General features: G+C 50.6%; 19 protein-coding genes. 8 read left to right on the forward strand and 11 right to left on the reverse strand.

From position 1 onward, the window contains the following. The first annotated feature begins 98 nt into the window (after window positions 1-98). From FH974_RS09810 to FH974_RS09825, 4 genes are all read left to right on the forward strand, one after another. Window positions 99-1,982 carry an XrtA/PEP-CTERM system amidotransferase gene (locus FH974_RS09810; RefSeq protein WP_047884175.1) on the forward strand — a complete coding sequence of 628 codons (1,884 nt, stop codon included), beginning with the start codon at window positions 99-101 and terminating at the stop codon, window positions 1,980-1,982. Next, window positions 1,982-3,241, forward strand: coding sequence for a glycosyltransferase family 4 protein (locus FH974_RS09815; protein ID WP_084712477.1), 1,260 nt, complete (start codon window positions 1,982-1,984; stop codon window positions 3,239-3,241). Before FH974_RS09810 ends, FH974_RS09815 begins: the two co-directional genes overlap by 1 nt. After that, window positions 3,238-4,416, forward strand: coding sequence for a glycosyltransferase family 4 protein (locus FH974_RS09820; protein WP_047884174.1), 1,179 nt, complete (start codon window positions 3,238-3,240; stop codon window positions 4,414-4,416). Before FH974_RS09815 ends, FH974_RS09820 begins: the two co-directional genes overlap by 4 nt. Window positions 4,417-4,496: 80 nt before the next feature. Beyond that, window positions 4,497-5,612, forward strand: a complete 1,116-nt coding sequence (locus FH974_RS09825) for a glycosyltransferase (protein ID WP_047884173.1) — start codon at window positions 4,497-4,499, stop codon at window positions 5,610-5,612. Between the two features lie 243 nt (window positions 5,613-5,855). Here the strand turns inward: FH974_RS09825 and FH974_RS09830 are convergent, their stop codons facing one another. From FH974_RS09830 to FH974_RS09850, 5 genes are all read right to left on the reverse strand, one after another. After that, entirely contained in the window at window positions 5,856-6,593 is a 738-nt protein-coding gene (locus tag FH974_RS09830) for a nucleotidyltransferase family protein (RefSeq protein WP_053061738.1), read from the reverse strand. Then, window positions 6,580-7,167 carry a D-sedoheptulose 7-phosphate isomerase gene (locus FH974_RS09835; RefSeq protein WP_047884172.1) on the reverse strand — a complete coding sequence of 196 codons (588 nt, stop codon included), beginning with the start codon at window positions 7,165-7,167 and terminating at the stop codon, window positions 6,580-6,582. Before FH974_RS09835 ends, FH974_RS09830 begins: the two co-directional genes overlap by 14 nt. Beyond that, window positions 7,155-8,183: a GHMP family kinase ATP-binding protein gene (locus FH974_RS09840; protein ID WP_207103242.1), complete on the reverse strand. Its 1,029-nt coding sequence runs from the start codon at window positions 8,181-8,183 to the stop codon at window positions 7,155-7,157. Before FH974_RS09840 ends, FH974_RS09835 begins: the two co-directional genes overlap by 13 nt. Window positions 8,184-8,476: 293 nt before the next feature. Beyond that, window positions 8,477-9,850, reverse strand: coding sequence for a putative O-glycosylation ligase, exosortase A system-associated (locus FH974_RS09845; protein WP_207103243.1), 1,374 nt, complete (start codon window positions 9,848-9,850; stop codon window positions 8,477-8,479). 89 nt (window positions 9,851-9,939) lie between these two features. After that, a complete protein-coding gene (locus FH974_RS09850) occupies window positions 9,940-11,424 on the reverse strand; it encodes an oligosaccharide flippase family protein (RefSeq protein WP_047884169.1) in 1,485 nt (494 codons plus the stop codon). Between the two features lie 323 nt (window positions 11,425-11,747). On the opposite strand from FH974_RS09850, the gene FH974_RS09855 reads away from it, so the two are divergent. Beyond that, window positions 11,748-13,229 (forward strand): polysaccharide lyase domain-containing protein, encoded by a 1,482-nt coding sequence (locus tag FH974_RS09855; RefSeq protein ID WP_053061737.1) that lies wholly within the window; start codon window positions 11,748-11,750, stop codon window positions 13,227-13,229. Here FH974_RS09855 and FH974_RS09860 read toward each other — a convergent pair. From FH974_RS09860 to FH974_RS09880, 5 genes are read right to left on the reverse strand one after another with little or no spacing between them, the layout of a single operon-like run. Continuing rightward, a complete protein-coding gene (locus tag FH974_RS09860) occupies window positions 13,215-13,976 on the reverse strand; it encodes a sulfotransferase family protein (protein ID WP_047884168.1) in 762 nt (253 codons plus the stop codon). The two genes, FH974_RS09855 and FH974_RS09860, sit on opposite strands and share 15 nt — an antisense overlap. Before the next feature lie 2 nt (window positions 13,977-13,978). After that, a complete protein-coding gene (locus tag FH974_RS09865; RefSeq protein WP_053061736.1) occupies window positions 13,979-14,998 on the reverse strand; it encodes a glycosyltransferase family 2 protein in 1,020 nt (339 codons plus the stop codon). Continuing rightward, window positions 14,991-15,959 carry a polysaccharide deacetylase family protein gene (locus FH974_RS09870; protein WP_053061735.1) on the reverse strand — a complete coding sequence of 323 codons (969 nt, stop codon included), beginning with the start codon at window positions 15,957-15,959 and terminating at the stop codon, window positions 14,991-14,993. The genes FH974_RS09865 and FH974_RS09870 overlap by 8 nt, the downstream gene beginning before the upstream one ends. After that, window positions 15,949-17,718, reverse strand: coding sequence for an arsenate reductase/protein-tyrosine-phosphatase family protein (locus FH974_RS09875; RefSeq protein WP_047884167.1), 1,770 nt, complete (start codon window positions 17,716-17,718; stop codon window positions 15,949-15,951). The genes FH974_RS09870 and FH974_RS09875 overlap by 11 nt, the downstream gene beginning before the upstream one ends. Before the next feature lie 23 nt (window positions 17,719-17,741). Beyond that, the gene (locus tag FH974_RS09880) at window positions 17,742-18,839 is read right to left on the reverse strand and encodes a GNAT family N-acetyltransferase (RefSeq protein WP_169776010.1); all 1,098 of its coding nucleotides are present in this window, start codon (window positions 18,837-18,839) and stop codon (window positions 17,742-17,744) included. A gap of 246 nt (window positions 18,840-19,085) precedes the next feature. Between FH974_RS09880 and prsT the strand changes: the two genes are divergently transcribed. From prsT to FH974_RS09895, 3 genes are all read left to right on the forward strand, one after another. Then, window positions 19,086-21,854, forward strand: a complete 2,769-nt coding sequence (gene prsT / locus FH974_RS09885; protein WP_047884165.1) for an XrtA/PEP-CTERM system TPR-repeat protein PrsT — start codon at window positions 19,086-19,088, stop codon at window positions 21,852-21,854. 189 nt (window positions 21,855-22,043) lie between these two features. Next, window positions 22,044-22,781, forward strand: coding sequence for a S1 family peptidase (locus FH974_RS09890; protein ID WP_047884164.1), 738 nt, complete (start codon window positions 22,044-22,046; stop codon window positions 22,779-22,781). Window positions 22,782-22,795: 14 nt separating this feature from the next. Further along, entirely contained in the window at window positions 22,796-23,209 is a 414-nt protein-coding gene (locus FH974_RS09895) for a VanZ family protein (RefSeq protein ID WP_047884163.1), read from the forward strand. Window positions 23,210-23,308: 99 nt separating this feature from the next. Here the strand turns inward: FH974_RS09895 and FH974_RS09900 are convergent, their stop codons facing one another. Next, the gene (locus tag FH974_RS09900; RefSeq protein ID WP_047884162.1) at window positions 23,309-24,010 is read right to left on the reverse strand and encodes a PEP-CTERM sorting domain-containing protein; all 702 of its coding nucleotides are present in this window, start codon (window positions 24,008-24,010) and stop codon (window positions 23,309-23,311) included. Between the last annotated feature and the right edge of the window lie 33 nt (window positions 24,011-24,043).

The raw sequence follows: 24,043 nt of genomic DNA on the forward strand, positions 1-24,043 counted from the left end.
TTGTAGCAAGTTCTGGCAATAAGCTTTTGCAAAAAACCGGCATAAAGCCAACAAGGAAACAGCTCAGCTACCCGTTAATGTCAAAAGGAGAGGACGATATGTGTGGGATTTCAGGGATTTTTAACCTGCGCCAGCCGTTTCCGATCGATGAAGAGTTAGTGAAACGGATCAATCGTCTGCAAAGCCACCGAGGCCCAGATGATGAAGGCTATTTCTTCGACAGCAACACCGCACTGGCCCATCGCCGCTTGTCCATCATCGACCTTTCTGGAGGCCACCAACCGCTGTTTAACGAAGATCACAGCGTGGTGGTGGTTTTTAACGGCGAGATTTATAACTTTCAGTCACTGGCAGACACGCTGATGACCCTAGGCCACCAATTTCGGACTCTCAGTGACACCGAAGTGATTGTGCATGCCTGGGAAGAATGGGGGGAACAATGTGTAGAACGCTTTCGGGGGATGTTCGCCTTCGCCCTATGGGACACTAATCGCCAAACCCTGTTCATGGCAAGAGACCGATTGGGTAAGAAACCGCTGTTTTATACCGTGACCCGTAACGGCCAGTTTCTGTTTGCCTCCGAGTTAAAAGTGCTGCTCGGGCATCCGGACATTGACACAACACTGCGTCCGGAAATGGCCGAAGAGTTTTTCATGTTCGGGTATATTCCTGAACCATTCAGTGCATATCAGCACATTTTTAAACTCAACCCCGGACACACCCTGACGCTGACTCCCGGCAGCCACATTCACCCCCGCCAATACTGGGATTTAGCGGCACCGTCAAACATACTGTCATGGGAACAAACCCAGGAAGCGCTGCTGGAAAAACTGGAAGAAGCCGTGGCCGTTCGTATGATCGCCGATGTGCCTCTCGGCGCTTTCCTGTCCGGCGGCGTCGACTCCAGTGCCATAGTGGCTTTAATGGCACAGCTACAACATGCCCCCGTCAACACCTGCGCCATCGGCTTTGATGAGAAAGCGTATGATGAAAGCGACTATGCCCGTCAAATAGCAGACCGTTACCGCACCCGCCACCATCAACACATCATCAGCCCAAACGATATCAGCCTGGTTGAGCAGATGACGGCGATTTATGACGAGCCGTACGCAGACAGTTCTGCCCTACCCACATACAAGGTGTGCCAGCTTGCCAGCCAGCATGTCAAAGTCGCATTATCCGGGGACGGTGGAGATGAAATTTTTGGTGGTTACAGACGACACCGAATGCACCTTGCGGAGCAGAAACTGCGGGATGCCATCCCTGGTCCGATTCGTAAACCACTGTTTGGCTCTCTCGGACACCTTTACCCCAAGGCAGATTGGGCTCCTCGCCCTCTGCGGGCCAAAACCACGTTTCAGTCACTGGCCATGAGCATGGTGGAAGGCTATGCAAACTCGATTTCCAAACTGCGCGCTGATGAGCGGCGACAACTGTTCAGCGCCTCTTACCGCCAGAAACTCAACGGCTATACCGGACTGGATTTGCTGCAGTCCTACACCCGGCACCTGCCGACCGATGATCCGCTGAAACAGATACAGTATCTGGATATCAAGACATGGCTGGTCGGGGACATTCTGACCAAAGTGGATCGGGCGAGTATGGCCAATGGCCTGGAAGTACGTGCGCCTTTGCTGGATCACGAATTTATTGAATGGGCCTACCAAATAGACAGCCGGGACAATATCCGTGGTACAGAAGGAAAATATGCCTTCAAAAAAGCACTCGAAAACCATGTCAGTCACGACATTCTCTACCGGCCGAAAATGGGATTCAGTATTCCGCTTGCCGAATGGTTCCGAACCAGCCTGAAGCCTATGCTGATTCAGAACGTGTTGTCTGAACAGATGTGCGACAGCGGCTTTTTCAATGTCGATGTTCTGAAGAAAATGATTGCGGATCATCAGTCAGGGTATCGCGATCACGGTGCCTCTCTCTGGTGCCTGCTGATGTTCGCACAGTTTATGGTGAGGCAGCGCTGATGAAACTATTGACCATTACCACTCTTTACCCGAACGCCGAAGATCCTAAGCACGGTGTCTTTATTGAAAACCGGTTACGCCAACTGCGGCTGAGATACCCGGATGTCGAGGCCACCGTCATCGCTCCGGTGCCCTGGTTTCCGTTTCGTCATGCCCGATTCGGTGCATACGGCCGGTATGCCGCGGTACCCGACATGGAAACCCGCTACGGTATTAAGGTGTACCATCCGAGATACCTGGTAATTCCCAAAATCGGCATGAATCTGACCCCCTACACGCTGGCGCACAGCCTGAAAAATCAGGTTGGCCGTTTACAGGCTCAGGGCGAGCAGTTCGATCTCATTGATGGGCACTATTTTTTCCCGGACGGGGTCGCTATTCATGCTCTGGCACAATCGTTACGCCTGCCGTTTACCGTGACGGCTCGGGGAACCGATATCAACCTGATACCCAGCTATCCTCGCCCATTACAGCAAATTCAGCATGTTTTAAAACACTCTCAGCATAACCTGGCCGTGTGTGAAGCACTCCGCCAGGCCATGATAGGTTATGGCGCTGACCCGACGCGAACAACAACAGCACGCAACGGTGTCGACTTAAATGTGTTCCGATGCGTCGACGAAATAGCGCAACCGGCGTTACGTCAGTCGTTACAACTGCCTACAGATCGGCCTGTCATCATTTCCGTGGGATTGCTTGTAGAACGAAAAGGTCATCATCTTGTGATAGAAGCCCTCTCACAGATACCCGATGCGCTGTTGTTAATTGCCGGAACCGGCCCGGATGAACGCAAATTACGCCAGTTGGCAACACAACTGGGCGTGGCTGAACGGGTCACCTTCCTCGGTGGACTTTCCCAAAGCGTACTGGCGGACTATTTTGCAGCCAGCGATATTTCTGTTCTGGCATCCAGCCGGGAAGGCTGGGCCAACGTTCTGCTGGAATCAATGGCGTGTGGCACGCCGGTCGTCGCCACCAACATCTGGGGCACACCGGAAGTGGTAAGCGCGCCGGAAGCTGGCGTCTTGGTAGAACGTGACAGTTCCAGTATCGCCCAAGGTCTGTGCCAACTTCTGGCACACCGTCCGTCCCGTCGGCAAACCCGACAATATGCAGAACAATTTTCCTGGGATGATACGTCTGATTTGCTCTACCACTTATTCACGCAGATTATCTCCGGCCGTAACCCCCCGTTACCGGCGCCTTCAATTCGGCACACCCGATCTGAGACAGAACACGACAAGGAAGCCAGCTTATGAAAATTTTGTACCACCACCGGGTAGCTTCCCGAGACGGACAGTTTGTTCATATTGACGCCATCATCCAGGTCTTAAAGCAGCAAGGGCACGAGATTATTCTGGTTGCCCCGGAAATCAGCGAAAAGACCGATTTTGGAGACAACGGGGGATGGGTCTCCAGACTCAGAAGCACCTTACCGGGGTTCATGGCTGAACTGCTGGAATTTGGCTACAGCTTTCTCGATTTTTACAAACTCCGAAAAGCAATTAAAACCCACCGACCCGATGTGATTTACGAGCGTTATAACCTGTTCTTGCCATCCGGTATTTGGGCCAAAAAACTGTACGGCCTGCCATTGTTGTTGGAGGTCAATTCTCCCCTCTATCAGGAACGCAATGACTATACCGGTATCGCTTTGCCAATGCTGGCGCGCTGGTCAGAATACTATGCCTGGCGCAATGCTGACCACGTCCTGCCTGTCAGCCATGTGCTGGCCGGATACCTAGATGAAGCTGGCGTACGCCAAGAATCTATCACCGTCATACCCAATGGCATTGACGCCGGGCTGTTCGCCGCCGAAAGCCAACCCGCCCGAATGGCCGATTTTGAGGGAAAAACCGTAATAGGCTTTGTCGGCTTCTGCCGTGAGTGGCACCGACTGGATGCCGTGATGGATAAAATTGCCGAACTGAATAACCCCGATTTGCATTTGCTGGTCGTAGGAGACGGGCCGGTCTTGCCTGCACTGCGAGAAAAAGCCAAGGCACTTAACCTGAACCACCAGATTCACCTGCCGGGATTAGTCCCGCGTGACGACATGCCACGCTGGCTGGCGCAGATAGATATTGCGCTTCAGCCTGCGGTGACCCCCTGGTGCTCACCACTCAAACTGATTGAGTATCTGGCCTGCGGCAAGGCCATTGTGGCCCCGGATGCCGACAATATTAAAGAGCTGCTGGTGCATTGTCACAACGCCTTATTGTTTCAGGACGGAAACATGGATGCCATGATCAATGCCATCGAATTTCTGATTCAGCACCCGGAGCAGCAAGCTAGGTTGCGTCTGGCCGCTCGTCAGACAATCAATGACAAACAACTGACCTGGACCGCAAATGGCGAGAAGATTGTGCGTCTATTTGAACAGTACCTGTCCAGCACCGAGCCCACGCTGCTCAGCAGCCAGACTGGCGGATAACGACTAAAAGGCTATAAATATCCCCCAACCCACGATCACAGGCACAGGCACAGGCACAGGCACAGGCAAGGAGCTAAACGATGGTCAGGAAAGTGGTTCACATTGTGTATGGTTTCCACATTGGCGGGCTGGAAAAGCTGATCGTCAACTGCATCAACCAGATGGGCGAAGCTTATCAACACACCATCATCAGTCTGACCACCGTGGGCGATATTGTGGAGCAGCTTGAGCAGGACGTCACCACGATGGCATTAAACAAATCGCCGGGAAACAGCTTAAAACTGTATGGTGAAATGTACCGGTTGCTTACCGACCTGAAGCCGGATGTGGTGCATACCTATAATCTAGCGACAATCGAGTTCCAGCTTGTTGCCGCATTGGCTCGGGTACCGGTGCGTATTCATGCCGAACATGGGCGGGATACGTATGACCCATATGGCAAGGTCAAAAAATATCAGTACCTGCGCAAACTCTGTGCTCTCGGTATCCATCGTCTGGTTGCCGTCTCTGATGATCTGTATCGCTGGCTGAAAAACGATGTAGGCATACGCCCCCGCCAGCTCCAGCTCATCCGTAACGGGATCAACACCCGCTATTTTTCACCAACAGCCTGCCACTTTTCACCAACAGCCAACCACGAGCCGCGGCAGCGGTTCACCTTTGGTCACGTCGCCCGACTGGAGTCGGTGAAAAACCAGCCCCTGTTGATCAAAGCCTATCAGCAGGCCTGCATTGAAAGCCCGGACTTTGCCCAACAAACGCAACTCATCATTGTCGGCGATGGCGACCAGCGCGCTCATCTTGAAGCCATGGTCGCGGAAGGCCCGCTCAATGCTCAGATTGAGTTTGCCGGACGTCAGACTGACATGCGCAGCCAGTATGCCCGCTTTGATGCCTTCGTGCTGACATCCATCGCCGAAGGGATTCCCCTTACACTGCTTGAGTCCATGTCGATGGCTCTGCCACACATTGTGACCACAGTGGGAGGAATTTCTGAGGTCATTTTGCCCGGTGAAACCGGCTGTGGTATTGCGTCAAACGATCAGCCGGCTCTAACCCGCGAGCTCCTGCACTTTTATCACCAGCAACCGGCAGCAATCGCTATGGGCCAGCGGGCCCGTGACCATATAGAGCAACACTTCAGCGAGAAAGCCATGGTGAGTGCCTATGAAGCCATTTATAACGCAGGTTCATAATTAAGGGATTATACAGAACACAGAGTACACATGCCTGCACTTCACTATGCCCACCAGCATCTACTACGGTGTCCATCATCCCCTGCATGTAGTAATAAACGCCAAGCGGCTATCTTCCTCTCAGAAGATAGCCGCGGGTCTGGTGGCATAGTTTGGGGAATGTAAGTGGGTACATGCTATGACACAGAGTTATCCCATGACGCAGAGCTATCCCATGACTCAGCATAACCCCATGACACAGTGTTAACTGAAATGCATCTGGTCATGCTGACTAAAGTACGCGTTCGCGAGCTTATAATCGTCGAAAATGCCGATATCGATAAAATAACTGTCCGAGATTTGGCTCGCCAGGCAGATATGGCGATCTGCTGCCTGCTCCAGATAGGTCTGTTCAAAAGAAAATTTACCTTCCGGTGCCCGACTGAAAATTGATGCTCTGAGCAGGTAAATTCCGGCATTGATATATCCGGAGAAACTCTGTTTTTTCTCCTGAAACCCGGTGACATAACCCCGGTTATCCAACTGAGTCGTGCCGTAACGGCTGGTGTCATAGAGGTATTTTGTCACCATGACAATATCTGCGTCTGTCAGTTGCTTGTACATGCCATTGAGGTCGAACTCACAGTAACTGTCCCCGTTCACAACCAGCAGGGTTTTATTTTCCAGCCCCAGCGAACAGATAGCATGAGCAATCGCGCCCCCCGTTCCCAAGGGCTTATCTTCCACACTGTAGTCAATCGGCACATTGCGATAAGTATCACCAAAATGCGCCTGAATAATTTCCCTCAGGTAGGAGACTGCCAGCACGATCCGACTGACATTTTGTTCCACCAGATTGTCGAGCACCCGCTCGATAAACGGACGCCCGGCGACATCCATCATGGGCTTAGGGGTTTCCTGAGTCAGAGTCCCTAATCGGGTGCCTAAACCGCCGCAAAGCACGACGGCAACCACGTCTCTTTCATCGTCATGGTCGGTCATAGAAATACTCCTTCTCAACGTACCCGCAAATCATGTGACCAATCAAAATGTGGCATTCCTGTATTCTCGGCGTATCACCGGATGGCACACTGATACAGTAATCGCAGCTTTCCTGAATAGCTCCGCCCTGCCCGGCCAAACCCACTGAAATGATGTCATGCTCACGGGCATATTCCATCGCGCGTAAAATATTGGCAGAGTTACCCGATGTAGAAATCCCGATGAACACATCACCCGGCTGACCGTTTGCCTGGAGTTGACGTTCGAACAGCTTTTCGAAACCGTAATCATTGCCGATAGCCGTCAGAATCGAGGTGTCGGTCGTCAGTGCCAGTGATGGCAGACCCGGGCGATCAAAATTAAACCGGCTGACAAATTCGGCAGCAATATGCTGCGCGTCAGCCGCACTCCCGCCGTTACCGGCCAGAATGATTTTGTTTCCCCGGCGATAAGCCGCCAGACACAGTTCGGCCACATCCGCAAGGGTACTCATCACTGCCGGGGATTCCAGCAAGCGCTGTTTAACGGCCATTGAATCAGCAATGCTGTGCGTAAAATAGCTTAAACCTTCCATGACTGTGTTCCTTCCTGGGTAAACTTAAACGGATGAATTGACCCTTCAAGATCGGCCAGCGCTGATTCAACGGCGAGGCGTTTGAGTGGATCGACAAACAGCATCATGAATCCGCCACCACCGGCACCGGAGATTTTGAGAGATTTCGCGCCGGCACTCATGGCTCGGTCTTCGATTTGTTCAATTAATGGCGTGGAAATAGAATTCGACGTCGCTTTCTTTGCCAGCCAGGACGAACGGAACAAATCTGACATACCTGAAATGTCTGAATGCAACAGGCGCTCTTTCATCTCAAATGCCAGTTTTTTCACATCATGCATCGCCTGAAGTGGCTTTTCTGCGTTACTGTTGGTCGTTCTGACCTGATCATCAATAATCTTGGCAGAGGAACGAGACACCCCGGTAAAGTACAGCATCAGCTGTGACTCCAGCTCATTGAGGATAGAACGCCGAATGCGCAGCGGATTGACCAGGACCCGATTATTGTCGTAGAACTCCATAAAGTTAAACCCGCCAAACGTGGTGGCATACTGATCCTGGCGCCCACCGGACAGCTGGCAGTCAATACGTTCAACATCATACGCAAGCTGTGCAATGTCGTATTCACCCAAAGGCAGGTTCAGTAATTTCTGGTAGGCGCTGATCATAGTTACAACCAGTGTGGACGACGAGCCGAGCCCGCTGCCCGGAGGCGCATCGCAATGGGTGTAAACCTTAACAGGAAGCGGTTGTCCCTGATTAAACTGGGTCACCACCCGGTTATACACGGCTTTGTGGAGCATGAGGTCACCCTCAAGCGGTATCGCACCGGTCAGATCAACATCCACCTGTCGGTTAAGATCCTGAGCGATAAATGACGCATAGCTGAATGCCTCATCCATCTCGATGGTACAGTGGGCATACATATCAATTGTTGCATTCAGTACACAGCCGCCATATCGGTCGCAATATGGTGAAAGGTCTGTGCCTCCCCCGGCAAGCCCGAGACGAAGCGGTGAGCGCGATCTGACTATCATGGAACAGGCCTCCTGTCGTCAAATAAGCAGTCGTCCAATAAAGAGCCATTAATAGGGGCCATCGCCAGTTAGCATCAGCCAGCCCGTTACAGACAAACCAGTGATAACAACCACAAATAAATACAACAAAGAAGTACAACAATTTAAGCGTGGTTGAGTACCAGGCTTAACGCAAGAAAAATACCAGTTTTACCGCCTCTAGTTTGCCCGGTTTTCAGGGCAATAGCAGACCAAATTGAAACGCCACAGCAAATATGCATCGTAAATTGCAAACCGCCGCCAGGCGGGCTGCTTCACTTCATATACTGTCTGCCTGCGTTACCCGACATCGCTGGGGCAGGTATGGCTTCCTGGTCAGGTTTCTGGGCTTTTTTCCGTTGCGTTTCGGCTGCAACCGATGCCAGGGCCGAGTTTTTCAGAGCGATAGTCATCGCAATGAACACCCAGATGACCTCGAAATATGGCAGTGATAATGCCGCGCCCCCGACACAGAATGCGATAATGGACAGCTGCATCATCTTTGCTAATTCCGCTTGCCACCTGGCACCTTCAATGTCTTGAACCTTCTTCATGATATTGCGGAGCGAAAAAATCGCCGATGCAATCACGCACAGGAACAGAAACAGCCCCAGAAAACCATGGTCACCCAGCACCTGAAAATAAATACTGTGGGCGGCCCAGCCTTTTTCTCCGGGTTCAGGGGATTTAATAAAGGACAGTTTAGAAAAATTCGGCGCAACTGACCGCCAGACATGACCGTGCTGCATTGCCCTGAATCCGCCTCCGACTAACGGCCGTTCCATGGCCATCAAGGTGTACATCTTCCAGGCTTTCACCCGGATCATGAAAGAGCCATCCTGATCCGCATTCTCAATCGTATTCATCCGATTGAACCATTTATCCGTCAGAAATTGTGATGCCACCGCAGCCACAATTAAAAACCCGACAATGGTAAGCAGCTTACGTTTGCTGCGCATCCAGAAGAAAAAGCTGATGCAGCTCAGGCCGATAAATCCTCCCCGTGACTGTGTGCCCAGAATTGACATCACACAGAGCACCAGCACGCCAATCATCGTCAGGCGAATATATTTTTCCTTGTACTGCGACAGCAGATAAATAGTGATGGGAATAATCATACACAGCACAAGGGCGAAGTGATTGTTATCGGAAAGAATGTGGTTGTCCGGGCCTTTAATGTGATGGGAACCTGCCGAGGAAAAGAATTTCAGCCCTTCAATCACCCCCATTACCCCCAACGAAAACACAAAAACCGTACACAGGTACTTGAAATGATTCCGGTCACGAATAATCAGAATAATAAAGACCATTAACAGGACAATTTTGAAAAACTTGACCCACTCGCTCCAGACAAAATCTGGCAAGGCAACGGTGGTGATACTGGTAATGGTAACGTGCAAACAAAAGAGGAAGGTAATAACAAACGTGGTGGTTATTTTTACCGGATCCTTTCGGGGATAAACGATATAAACCAGAATGGTCAGCAGTGCGAACAGGGAATTAAAACTGAGGCCTTTGGCAAAACCGTAAAGCCAGTAAGCGGGTACAAAAATCCCCGTCCAAAGCCAGAGCGATACGGCGATGTATGGACGCCGAACGGCAAACAGCAACAATGCACAGACTACAGAGAAAAAAATGATGTCTCTCATTCGCCATCGCCTTTTTGATCATCCTGAAAAGAAAGGTAGGTAATCCAGACAAACAGCACCAGGAAAAACAAAAACAACAGGGATTCCATTCACCCTCCTTTCACCGCCATTGCCGGTCGGTTTCTGCGGATCAGTCGAAGCACGAACTCACAACATTCCCAGTAATACGGAAACCAGCGACGAAAACTGTAAGCCAGCAACAGCATACAAGGGATATAGACAACCATGCCGGTTAACACTCCCACACAGAGCTGCCACATCTCTGACGGAAACATCGCCATGGTCTGGACCACCATCAGGTACATGACAAGACCAGAAACCGCCGGCGTCAGATACAGGAACAGTAAATCATGCGCTTTAATGCCAATAACAAACCGTTGCAGCATCAACAGCCAGAGAAAGAAACCTGCACCAATGGCAAACCTGAGCTGAGCCAGTTGCTCAATCCCGGCATCATGGTATGTCGTGAACACAACAAAAATGGACACAATGATAATGGCGTCTGAAGCAATGATGACTTTCAGCTGCTTTTTGACCGTGAGAATGGAACACATCAAGCCATGCGAAGACATGACAATCACTAACCCCGCCATACATTGCAATAGCGGCGCGGCATCCCGCCATTCTTCGCCGAGCACAATACCGGAGAACGGTTCAGCAATGGCGATAAGTCCAATCCCGCACGGCACTAAAATGAGCATATTCAGACTCATCTGTTTCACTATGCGGTAATAAAAATCAGCCACCTCGTTCTGTACCCGGGACACCACTGCAAAAAAACCATGATTCATCGGCCCCACCAGCTGCATAAAAGGCAGCCAGGCAAATTCCGTGGCGATGTTGTATAACCCTATACTGCGGCTGTCGACGATGTTCCCCAATATCAGCACATCAATGCGCGATCGCATGTATCCAAAAATGGCGGATAAATAGAGCCATTTCGAGAATGTCCATTGCGTTGACCAGTGCGAGGCGGTCAGCCGTGGCCGGTAAGGAAACAGGATATAACCCGTGACGGTTTCAGACAGCGCAATCACTATTACCCCGATAATCAGCGCCCAGTAGGACTCCAGGTAAATAGCCAGCATGATAGACACAACAGTACCTATTGTTTTACCAATCATGTTTGCTGCCAGAATACGCTTAAAGTGGTAATTTTTTTCGGCCACATCCAGTGCGACATTTCTGAGCCCGGAAATGAGCGGCAAAATTGCCACAACATGGATAACCGCCTCCATTTCGGGTTTATTGACATAGTCAGCAATGAACCCGGCGGAGAAAAAAAGCAATATGGCTGAAACACATTTGACGGCCAAACCCAGCGACCAGATGCTGTCGAGTTCCTGTTTAGACATAGAGTCTGAACTGATGACAAAGTGACCGATACCGACATGGGAAAAAGCGGCAAATAACGAAACAAAGAATGTGGACAGCGCGGCGATGCCGAAATCTTCGGGTTTAAGCAGTTTTAGAAGGATAATGGTATTGACCAGGCCGATACTGCGGGCATACCAGTTGGCTATCAGTGCCCACTTTGCTCCCTGCATTAAGCCATCGCGTTCTGAAAAAGCCATCCCTGACTCCTTGCTCACCAGTAAATGGTGTAATGCCTTGCATTTACCAGGCCGGAAAATACTTTTTTGTGCTGGCCACGACCATACCATTGAATAAATTTGTTAAATATTTCAGCTCGCTCTTCTTTCATAATGCCTCCGTTCGAAAGAAACAAATTGCTGAATTCATGGTGAATGTCGGTCAAGCCGTTTCAAATAAGCATGGCACAGAACAAAAGAACCCCCAATTTAATTTCTAGTCACTAATATTTTTTTGTGCCCTGTCCATATCTCAGCCCATACTTATGCAAGAGCTGACAGCATGCGTATCAGGGATTTGATATATGAAAGCATTCTTTAAAAAATACCTGCTGGTTTGCGGGATTCTTGCCAATGCCACCTTTCTGTATGTCGGGTATAAAGCAGTAACCACGGTATTTTTGGAAAGCCCCAGTTTTCCTCAAGCAATACATTCGCTGTCTGCCCGGCTACAACCCCACATTCCCCTGGCCTCTTCGCTGCTGAGCGGGCTCGTCAGTAATGTCAGCGCTGCAGATTATTTTCCGGCAACGTTCATTCCCGAAATAACCCCTGAGCGCTGGCCGACTGTAGGCCCGGCGACAACCTTTTCCACAGACGAATTCCAGCCACGCGAAACGGTACGCGTGAGTGACGCCAATGCATTGCTGCTAGCGATAAAACAGGCTCAGCCCGGGCAAGCTATCGTGATTTCAGATGGCGAATACCGACTAAGCGGCAAACGCTTTGCCATTAGCCAGAGCCGCCCGACAGCCTCCAATCCGATCTATTTACGTTCTGAAACACCGGGAGGGGTAACGCTCAAACTCAATTCACTTGAAGGCTTTATGATTGATCAGCCTCACTGGTACATTGAAGGCATCAACTTTCAGGGTATCTGTGCGCAACATTCCCGCTGCGACCACGCCTTGCATATTGTCGGGGCAGCCAGCCACACCATAATTCGTAACAACCAGTTTTATGATTTCAATGCTGCGATTAAGGTCAATCAGCTGAAAGGACAGTTCCCGGATTATGGCATTATTGAAAGAAACCGCTTCGGCATGCATCAGCCACGAAAGACCAATGCCTCGGTAACCCCGATTAATCTCGACCATGGCAGCGGCTGGAAAGTCAGACAAAACCTCATTCATGATTTCATCAAGACCGGTGGCAATAAAGTGAGCTACGGGGCTTATATGAAAGGAGGCTCACTGTACGGCGTGTTTGAACAGAATCTGATCATTTGTAACACCAGTCAGACCCAGTATCCCGGAAGTCGGGTTGGCCTTTCTTTCGGCGGTGGCGGTATGCATCAGAAACAGCGCCGGGATCAGGCTGAATTTGAAGTCAGTCAGGCGGTAATGCGCAACAATATTATTCTGCATTGCAATGATGTCGGGATATACAGCCAAACGGCTAAAGATGTCACGATAAACAATAATATTCTGTATCACACCGCGGGCATCGATGTGCGTTTTCCTCAGTCAAAGGCCGAGGTGTACAACAATGTCATGAACGGAAAAATCCGGGAAAGGGACGGCGCACTCAGCCATCAGACCAACAACTTCATCGCCCCGCTGTCCTACTGGACAGGCAAGAATTCCCTGAAGGCGGTGTATGCCGCGCCAGAGTCCGGTGATTTTACTCTGGTGAACCCGGAACCCCTGTTGGATCATTCCGTGAATGCCCGTCGGAGCGCAGGTAACTTTTCCGATTACTGTGGCAACCCCATAAAAAATGGCACCGCCTACTTGGGTGCCATTTACGACAGTGCCCGTTGTTTTCAGCCGTCACGCCTTCCATGAATGCTGGATGAGCTTTTCACGGCAGAGATGATAGGCATCCTGACAGCTCATCAACAACTCATTGTCCAAGTCGAGAACAGAGGTATCCGGTGATTTTTTCACAATGACGCCTGCATGGATGTTTTCTGAGGAGTCACCGGCAAACCGATGGCCGGTTTTTTCAAACTTACGATACGTGGCTTCAAATGCACGATCGATTCCCAAAAACTCTTTCATCTCGCCAAGCACGCGTTTGGGATGTTGGATAATATCGTCCGCATCGTAGTAATAATAGTTTTGGTCATTACCAAGGCTGAGAATTAGATCAGTAATATAACGCACCCGGTCCAGGTAATATTGCGCGGCCCCTTTTGGCGTTGCACAAGGATGTTCCGGATTTTTCGCACTGTACAGCTTCACAATACTTTTGATTGTCGCCTTCGGTTCCCGCAGCGCTACCAGCAGCTTCACGTTATCCCGACACAAGACGTCGCGGCTTGTAAAATGTTCATTATGAAGCACTTTATCAAAATAAAAATCGGTTACTGGCTCGGTCCTGTTCTGCTCATGAAACAAAAACTTTTGATTAATCAGGCTTTTCCAGCTGTAGTACCCAATATGCATTTCGTAATAGCCGGAAATGTCTTCATGGCTGCCAATCAGGTGCCCGACCAGACTGGTATTGGCACGCATATGGCTGATTAACAGCACATGCTGTTTAGGGGCGAGAAGCCGCACTTTTTGTATCGCGTCTTTTATTGCTTCCATGATCAAACTCCTTTTTCGCTCAATACCCATTTGTCCTTGCGCTGAAATAGTTTCCGGCATGAGAGGTACACAGAAAAAAGCAGCCACTTCGCCGTGAATCTGGCTGCCAGTCCCTGCCACGCATAATATGCCGCGCGGTGAGCATCGCGTTGTTGATGCAGCGTTTCCGCAATGACTTTTAACTGAACACTCTTGCCATACTGGCAATGCTCCACCATCGCATCGTGTTTACTGTTGATAATGCCCTTGTCATAAATTCGCAGCTGAAAGAGCTTCTTCTCCAGCGTAGAAACCAATGTCGACACGTTATCCGCTTTCGATTTGTCCGGAATGTTGTGGTAGGCCATAAAACGGGGGTCAAAGTAGATTTTCCTGGCGGCGTCAATCGCACGAATATATAAATCACGATCACTTTCGTACCGCAGGTTTTCATCAAACCCGTTAATCTGATGAAAAAACGCCTTTTTATAAACAGAACAATTGAGGTGCGCAAAACCATCGCTGGTAATCAACTGCTCCAGCGTGACAGGATAAGCGATCCCGTCTGGTTTCTCTGCCAGCTCCAGTGAATCCCGGAGATCCTCGATCCAGACAGTGCCTGTTTTCTGCTCTCCATTGGAGAAAAACGCTTTCTGATTCGAAAAATATAAGTCTGCCTGCGGATCGTGTGTCAGGTTTTTATACACTCGGCTCAGATAGCCGTCGTCCGTCCAGTAATCATCATCGTCCAGAAAACAGATATATTCACCACTGGCAATAGCAACACCATGGTTACGTGAATAGCTTGAGCCATGCCCCTGCGGACGCTGTACCAGCGAGCAAAAACGCACACGCGCATCAGCCTGAGCCACAATCGCGTCATAGTGCGGCAAATACTGTTGATCGCTTCCGTCATTGACGATAACAACCTCAAGCGCGGTAAAGTCCTGCTGTAAGACGGATTTCAATGCCACAGCCATCAGGTCCGGTCTGTTTCGCGTGGGAATGATGACAGAAAAAAACGGAGATAGTGTGTTAGGCATAACATCCTCCATGATGCGCAAGGCTGGCTGGTAAAAACATTTCGCTGTCGGGCAACCGGTTAAACCACTCGATAAAGTCCAGTGTCGTAGCGCGGAATGTCTGGTATTCATCCGCCGACGAGACATAAGGCGTCATCCCCGGCTTTACGGTTGGCGAATGAAACGACAACACCAACTGGTGGTGACCAAGCTTTAACTGGTGTCTGGCAGCCGCTATTAAATCTTTCAACGGCACCCCTTCCGGTGACAAGCGGTATGTTCTTACCCCAAGCATTTTACGTACCACTCTGGTCGTGAAGTCCTGCCCCGTCAGTAACGTGGGATGATCATTCAACGTTTTACTTGCCCAGGGAAACGCTGACATGCGGCTGCAGGTATGCGGCAGATACGTTATCTGATCTTGTTGGAACATACGGTTGTTGAACGTACTGAAGTCCGGCCCTTGTTGATGGGTAAAATTACTGAACGCACTGATGCTCAAATCCACACGGTAGCCCAGCCGTTGCAAAATACGCCGCGTATTCGGACCAATGCCATACCGGCCAGCCAGATAAGTAACCGGAGATAAACCGGTTTCCCGTTTTATGGCATGAGACAACACCTGAATTTTTTCAAATTCCAGTTCAGCCGATAAGTTTCCGGGATAGGATTCCAGCTCACTGGCCACCCCATCTTCCCCGGTCTCCAGATAGGGCGGATTCACCCAGGGATGAAGATGGGCAGCAAACTCAATCGCCTCGCCAGCCTGATCACGGAAGGTATTTATAACCTGCTGACCACCGGCACTGGTGACAAACGGGTAATCCATCGCAAGCGTGACTTTTGCGCCGATTTGCAGCATTTCCCGAATTAAAACGATCAGTTCCTGATGGTGAGTCACGCTGTCATTGAAGCGACAGAATCCTCCGTTCCAGTCAAACTCTTCTTCAGCATGAATCACGACAGCCAATTTAGCGCTCATAAGCCCCTCCCTTGCTGATGATGTCCTTCGATAAGCGTGAAATACACTGCTCAATCTGACGGTAACAGTTTCTCACGCCCTCCAGTCCCAGCCCGTACGGGTCGGCGACTTCACCGGCGGTCCGGTTCCAGAACGGCTGTAAATCACTCAGATAAAAAGCATTGGGTACGTGATAGCTGGCAGTGATGACGGCATGGTTCTTTTCATCAAAAATAAACACCACGTCGCTGTCTTCCAGATCACACTGCCTCAGGCATTTGGAACGATGATCTTCAAGGTTGTAGTTGAGTTGTAGCGCGGCCTGTCGTGCCTCCGCCGGACTTTGCCTATCTTCAGGGGTGTGAAACCCGAATGATTCAACACCACTGCCGGTATTCAGCTGTTCGACCGCCTGGCGGCAGACCTGTTCAGCAAAGGGGCTGCGCATGATGTTGCCGTAGCAAACAAACAGAATACGGCGGTGCGGATTGCTCCGAAATAGCTTCTTCAGCCGGTAACGCGTTATCAGACAACGTCCTTTCAGCAACACCGGGAACCGTCGGGTAACCGCCGCGGCCAACTCAGCACCAATTTTCACGCCTTCCCGGACAAAAGGGAGTGGATCTGTCAGCGAGAAGCTGTCAATTTTCTCTTTACCCAGCAGAAGCCGGTGGCCATCTGCCAGTCGGGAGAACAGCTTTTTCAGCAAACGGGTTTTGCCGTGGCAACTGGCCATTTCCCGACGCAACTCGTACAAATCTGCCGTCAGTGCACGGGCATAGTAGCCACTCCGATAATGTGTTTGATCATCAGACGGCAAAGTGCCCATCATCAGGTAATTGGCATACCATGCCGGGAAGTCCATCCCGCAAAAAACAGCCAGAGGAAGTGAGCCCCAAAAACGGGCATTCACTTCAACCAGGATCCATGCCGATGGCTGCTCCTGCTTTTCCGGTAATCCGCGGCGAAATTCGAACATCGCCACCCCGGTAAACTGCGTGGCCTGACACATGGCCTCGACGGCGGCCAGTTGTTCGGGATCAGTGGCAATACTCACCCGGTAAGAGCTGCCGCCTCCTCGTTCAGGCTCTGCCGCACGGCGATGGGAAAAAGCCGAATGCACCTTGCCGTTAACCGACAAGACGGAAACACCTTCGCCAAAACCGGCAAAAAACGCCTCCACCATGACTGGCTCAGAGCCCGCAGCCAACTGTCCAAATTCTTTACAGTTGCTGACGATAGCTACATTCTGACGACGACTTAATGCCTGCTCTTTAAATGACTGGAGCGGTTTAATCACAAAGCGCTCACCAAATTCTTCCGCCAGTGCCTGATAAGACGAGTCTGCCAGATTCACCAGCTTTCCTTTTGCAACCGGTACCCCGCACTCCAACGCTGCCTGCTTGGTTTTCCACTTATCAAACAGCACCTCCATCGCCTGCTCGTTAGCAACGGCAAGGCGTGTGTGTGCCGGCAGCTTTTCTCTGTTCTGCCATAAGGGGTACATAGCCCGCTCGTCGCACGGCAGCACAATGTCGAACTGGTAGCGCTCAATCAGGCGAAATACGGCGTCCTGCCATTCCTGTTGTGAGTAAGCCTGGTAGTTGTAAAACTTCGCAGTCGTAATGTATTTGCTCGCCAGTGCCGGACTGGTTCGATCAAAGCAAACCACATGAACATCATACCCGGCCTTACCCAAAGACCGCACAACAGACAGGAAGCTGCGAGTGTCATCACCAAGTACTAACGCTCTGAATGGATGTCGTTCTGCCCGGTTCATACCTCACCTCTTACAAATCCCTGTTAATCCGGATGCGATGCGCTGGATTGCTCGTCTGTCACAAACTGCTGCTTGATGGCACGCAGGGTATGTTCCAGTCGGACACGCAGTCGGTTCTGACGGATGTGGTAAATTGCCAGCTCGGTTTCGTGGTTGGCGAACGTTTTCTTATATCTTGAAAAGCCACCCATGAAATCGTATCCGTCAAAACCCTGTTCAAACGCATCGTTAATCAATAAGTAATGAGAAACTAAGCCCGGTTTGCTGTGGCAGCCTTCTATCTCATAGTTCAAGGCACAGAGATAAAAATACACCTGATTCTGCCAGTGAAAATTGTACATAACCGATATCAGCGTCTGGCCTGCCATCACCTTGTAAATAGCGACAGAGCCGTCTTCAATGCCCCGAGAGATCAGGGTCTGATGAAATTGCCTGAAGCCGTCATTCACAAATCCGCTCTGACCGGGCTGGCTTCCCCATCGTTTTATATGCAATGGACGCGCCAACTCAAAAAAGCACAGCGCGTCTTTAACCGTAAGGGCTTGGGTGACCGTCAGCGGGCCAAGGGATTCATACTCACGCAGGCTGCGACGAATCTGATACCGGGCGCTGCGGGAAAGCGCCTGCGAAGGGGTCAGGCCTTTGGCCCGGTATGCCGTAAAATCCACAGAGTACGCGCTTGTTGCCCAAATCTGATGACGATCCAGATCGGGTGTAGCACATGTGAACGTGTCCCGGTAGCAGGCGCCAACAGATAACACCCCGTCACCGACCACTTCTGCCATCAAGGTGGCCAGCATTTTTTCCCGAACTGCATCTGCGACTGCTGGTTCCAGCAGAAAGTCGTTATATTCGATCCAGATTTGATCCAGCGAATCATCGCCGGTTCGGTGCAAATAATATTGCTTTGCAAAATGAAATCTGGACGGACGTCCCTGAGGACTGACAATGACCCCCAGCCCGACCGTCCTGCCCTCGATACGGGCTTCAATGACGTAAAAGTGGCGTACGAAGCAGTCAAGCCAGCAACCGATCCAATGCCATGATAAAAAAAAGACGGGATGGCACCGCTCTTCAAGGCTCTGCCACGCGTGTTGCAGCCAGGTACGATCCGGCGACAAAAACACCTCACAGGATATGGTACTTTTTTGTGGCTTATTCTTAACGCACGTACTCACCGGCCTGTCCATTGGCACCTCTGTTTTACGAACTCGAAAACGGGCACTGCTTATCCAGCAGTTTCCTCATCAAGCATAGCAACTGGGCTGCAAGAGTGATCATTGATTCTCCGGCCATTTCTCCGCTCACGGTGAAATCTGAGTCTATGATTGTTGATGAGGTGTTTTTTTGTCATGGACGGGATATCAATGAGCAAATTCATCACAAACCGAAGTTTATCGACTATCGCCGGCTGCCTGATGGCAGTTTCAGTAGCGGGTTGTAACGACATTGACCCGGATACCCATATTGCAAATGCCAAACAATTCATTACCAAGCAGGAATACAGTGCTGCCATCATCGAATTGAAAAATGCGATTCAGCAGTCTCCGCAATTGGGTGAGCCACGGTATTTGCTGGGTGATTTGTATTTACAACGCGGAGATTTCTCGGGCGCTGAAAAAGAACTGCGGCGGGCCCTGAAATACGGTGAAAATCCCGATTTGATTGAGCCCCTTCTGGCTCGCGCCCTGCTGGGACAAAGTGACTTGCTCTCCCTGAATGAACTAAGTACCCAGGCAAAAACCCAATTGAGTTCAGCCTTGGCCGACATTCATGCCATCCATGCCATGGTGCTGTTGCAACATGGCGAGAAAGAAAAAGCCAAAGCGGCGCTTAATCTGGCAATGGAAGATGATGCCAATGATGGCAGCCTTTACACCACGCTGGCTTATGCCGGACTGCTGGCCGAGCAATCACGGTTAAACGATGCGCTGGAAATCTTGTTGCAACTGACTCAGCATTTTCCCAAAAACAGCGATGTATGGCTGACAACTGGCCACATTCAGATGGCCAGCAACCGATTCAGCCGTGCCGCAGAAAGCTATTTGCAGGCTGTGACGCTATCGCCCCAGGCGAAACACTATATGCTGTTTCTGGCTCAGGCTCTGGTCAGAGACGAGCAGTACACCAAGGCAAACACTTATGTTGATGAAATTCTGACGGTATCCCCTACCCACCCTCTGGCCAACGAGCTGAAAGCCAGTATCGATTATGCCAACGGCAATTATCAGGATGCGCAAAACCATGCTGAGCTGGCGATACAAAATGGCTCACAAAGTATCGGGGTGTTTGTCATTGCCGGGGTAACCGCATACTCACGTAATCAGTTTGAACAGGCCAACGAATATTTCGCCCGAGTCATTCCCTTTGTCGGAAAAGATCACCTGATCAACCGCCTGTACGCCTCAACCCAGTTCAAACTAGGCAACATGGACGGGGCACTGGAGACGCTGAATAACTTTGACTTATCACTCAAAGAAAACAATGAATTTGTGAATCAGATGAGTCTGGAGTTTGCCAAAATCGGCCGTCGCACAGACGCACTCAGCCTCGCATCCAAAGCCAGCACCGACACACAAAATCAGTCCCTCACGTTAAGCCTGATGCAGTTGGCAAATAAAGAAGCTCAGGGTGTCACTCATCTTCAGAATATCCTGAAAGTCCAACCGGATTTACCCGAGGCGAATCTGGGTCTGGCGTATTACTACCTTGAGCAAGGTGACATCGTTCAGGCGGAGACTATCGTCAATGACTGGCTGAGCACAGAACCTAATCAAGTCAGTGCCATCATCATGAAAGGCTACATCGCCACCAAGAAAAAAGATTACCCCCTCGCCGCCAAACAGTTTGAGCGAGCTATCGGACTCGAACCGAAAAACCTGACGGCATTGCTTTCCCTTTACAAGCTGGAAATGCTGACCGGAAAACCTGAAGATGCCTATCGCCATACACTGGCTCTGGCTGAGCAGTCTCCGGAAAACTTCGTGATCGCCAGGAACCTGTTCCAGTTTGCGACAGAAGCCAAACTGCTGCCGGAAGCGCTGGCTTTTTATGAACAAAAAATCAAACAGTCGCCCAATGACGTGCCGCTGAAAATGATTCTGGCGCGTGGTTATGCCAGCCAGAATGACTACTCAAAAGGTCTGCAGGTTCTAGAGAGTCTGACTCCGGTACAACAAAGTGCCGAAAGTTTCAGTCTAGCTACCCTGCTACACTTCAAATCCGGCGATTACCGAAAAGCGCAACTCGCAGCAACTGAATGGCTAAAACGCGACCGGCTTAATCCGGATGCGTATATCAGAACCATTCAGCTGAGTGAGATGAACAAAGAGTATGACACAGGGATCAAAACAGCCTCACAAGCCGAAAAACTGTTCGTAGACCAACCCGGCTTTAGCCTGATGAAAGTCGGTTTGCTGCTGAAAGACACTCAGTATCAAGCTGCTCAGGCCATTCTGGATAAACAAAATGATGCCGTAAAAACCACTGCCTATTATCTACGTCTGCAAGGCGAGCTTTATGCCCGTAACGGGCAAACGGCTCAGGCCGTGGATGTACAAAAGCAGCGTTTCGAGCGTTACCCTAGCATCACGACCGTCAAAGACCTCGCTCTGGCTTACGATGCAAACAAACAAACTCATGATGCCGTCAGGGTACTAAAGCAATACATCACCCAACAAGGCGAAGCCGCTCAGCCTCTGGTGCTGGTACTGGCGCAGCTACAAGTCAAAGCCGAACCTGACGCCGCCATTGCCAATTACAGGGCCATTCTGGAGAAAGAGCCTAAAAATGTTATTGCGCTCAATAACCTGGCCTGGCTGTATATGAATCAGAACGATTTTGCCAAAGCCTGTGAACCGGCGAGCCAGGCCTTTGAGCTGGCGGGCGAGTTTGCAGAAGTACAGGATACTTATGGTTACTGCCTGCTGAAGTCCGGACAGACTCAGTCTTCACTGGAGCCCCTGAAAGCAGCGTACCAGAGCAAACGGGCCAGTGTTGAAATCGGGCTTCACTATGCTGAGAGCCTGATTGCCAATCATCTGCCGGAGAAAGCCAAAGATATACTGAATACCGTAGAGGCAACCTCGCCGGAACATGTTCAGCAGAAAAATCAGCTGATGGCACAAATGCAATAATCGAACGGTTTCAGGCACACCCGACGCTCAGTGCTGCCACTAAAACCGACAGTGGCAGCCTCAAAAACCTTGGCGGGTATGCCTGCAATCATGGCCGGGGGCTCTCCTTACCGAAAGGTCAATGCCATTAACAGATTTCTAACCAACACGAGCCACAGCTGATGCTGTGGCTCGTCATATGGAGGATTCATGTCAGGACGATTCTTATTGTGTCTTCTCTGTTGCTTCTCGGCGTCAGTTTTCGCCGACCTGCCGGATACCATTGCACGTATAAAACCGTCCATCGTGGGTGTCGGTTTTTACGATAAAGCCGCCAGCCCCCGAGGTCAGTTGTTTGGTACCGGCTTCGTGATCGCCCCGCAATTGGTTGCCACCAATGCGCATGTCGTCAACCCTTCCCTGTTGACCGGTAAGCGGCAGTTTGTTGTCTTTATCGGTACCGGCCGCAGCCCGGAGGTACGCACCGCAACTGTCATTAAACGGGATACCCGGCACGATCTGGCTATTCTGAAAATTGCTGGCTCCCCCTTACCCGCGTTACGTCTTTCTACTCGCCTGGTTCGGGAAGGTGAGCGCTATAGTTTCACCGGCTTTCCGATTGGTGCCATTCTGGGCCTGTACCCGGCAACGCATCAGGGCATTGTTGCCAGTATTACCCCCATTGCGACGCCCGCCAATCATGCCCGGGAGCTGACCGTGCAGCAGCTAAGGCAACTTAAAAAGCCTTATGACGTCTATCAGTTTGATGCAACAGCCTATCCAGGAAACAGCGGCAGCCCGGTTTATCACCCGGAAACCGGTGAAGTCATTGCCATTATCAATAAGGTCTTCGTCAAAACCAGCAAAGAGTCTATGCTCACTGACCCCAGTGCAATCACTTATGCGATTCCAATTCAGCACTTAATTACCCTGAAGCAAAGCCTTTGAGTGAGTAACCTGAGATGATGACATTCACCCCCTTCCAGCGAAACAATCTTGCCTGGTTCGGTGCCGTAGCCAGCACACTCTTTATTGCCTACATTTCGCTGGTGCCCGCTCAAAATGAGCCCGAGTTCGCCGATTTGCAGCAATACGGCATTCTCTTTCTGGATAAAATTTTACATCTGATCGCCTATGGCGGCCTGACGTTTCTGTTTCTGTGTACGTCACAACTACGCCGTTACCCCAGAGCAACCTGTCTGGCACTGATTCTGTATGGGTCACTGCTTGAGCTCACCCAGGGTCTGTTACCTCTGGGGCGCGAATTTTCGCTGTTTGATGCCCTCGCTAACGTGCTGGGCGTACTGATCATCGGCAGCGCATTTCTCTACCGGCAGAAAAAACAAAAAGCCAGACGTCTGCTTTCGTCTGGCTAATCAGGTGGTACTCGCGGGTCATCCGGTTTGTCGTTGACTGCCAGGGTTGACCTCAGACAACTCCACAACAGGCAGGCAAGAAAGCCCCAACCGTCTGAATTACTGTTTTCTGCGTTTCATCCCCGCGAAGCCCAGCAAACCCGCACCAAACAGGAACATAGAAGCGGGTTCTGGTACTGATACCATGCCGTATGAAACGTCGTAGGCTTTACTTTCTCCATCAGGATTGAAAATAAATTCCAGGGCAGAAATGTCCGTAAAATCGGTGCCACCAAAAATAGGATCACTGAAATCGATATAAACGACCCCAGGAGCTGACGATGTTGTCACCAGATTCGCTGAGTTTGTTGAGGCACCGCCACCCCACCAAGTGTTGATGCGGATGCCTAAATCAAGGTCCTGAGACAGCACTTCAAACAGGAAACCGCTGCCGTTTAACGCAAAGTTTCTGGAACCTAAACCCGCTGCGTTGATATTTGGTGAGTTATCTGTGCCGTCATACTGAACAGACACAGTCGCGGATGTCAGAGTGTCAACACTCACAGAAAGAAAACCACTGCCGACAAAAGCACTGGCCCCTAAGTTGTTGTTGGCCACAGAGGTAACATCAACGAGAATATCCCGCTCTTCACCCATCAAAACACTATCTGGCCCTGTTACAGAAGTGGATAGGCTACCGACACCGTTTACCTCAATCTTTGCTTGATCAACGCTGAAGTCATCAATAATCAGTTCTGCATTGGCAGCGCCAGCCAGGAACAGTGTGGACAGTGAACATGCTAAAAGAGTTTGCTTAATCATGAGTGTTTCCCCCGATATAGAATCACTCACTAC

It is taken from the genome of Photobacterium ganghwense, assembly GCF_017329545.1.
Taxonomy (GTDB): domain Bacteria; phylum Pseudomonadota; class Gammaproteobacteria; order Enterobacterales; family Vibrionaceae; genus Photobacterium; species Photobacterium ganghwense.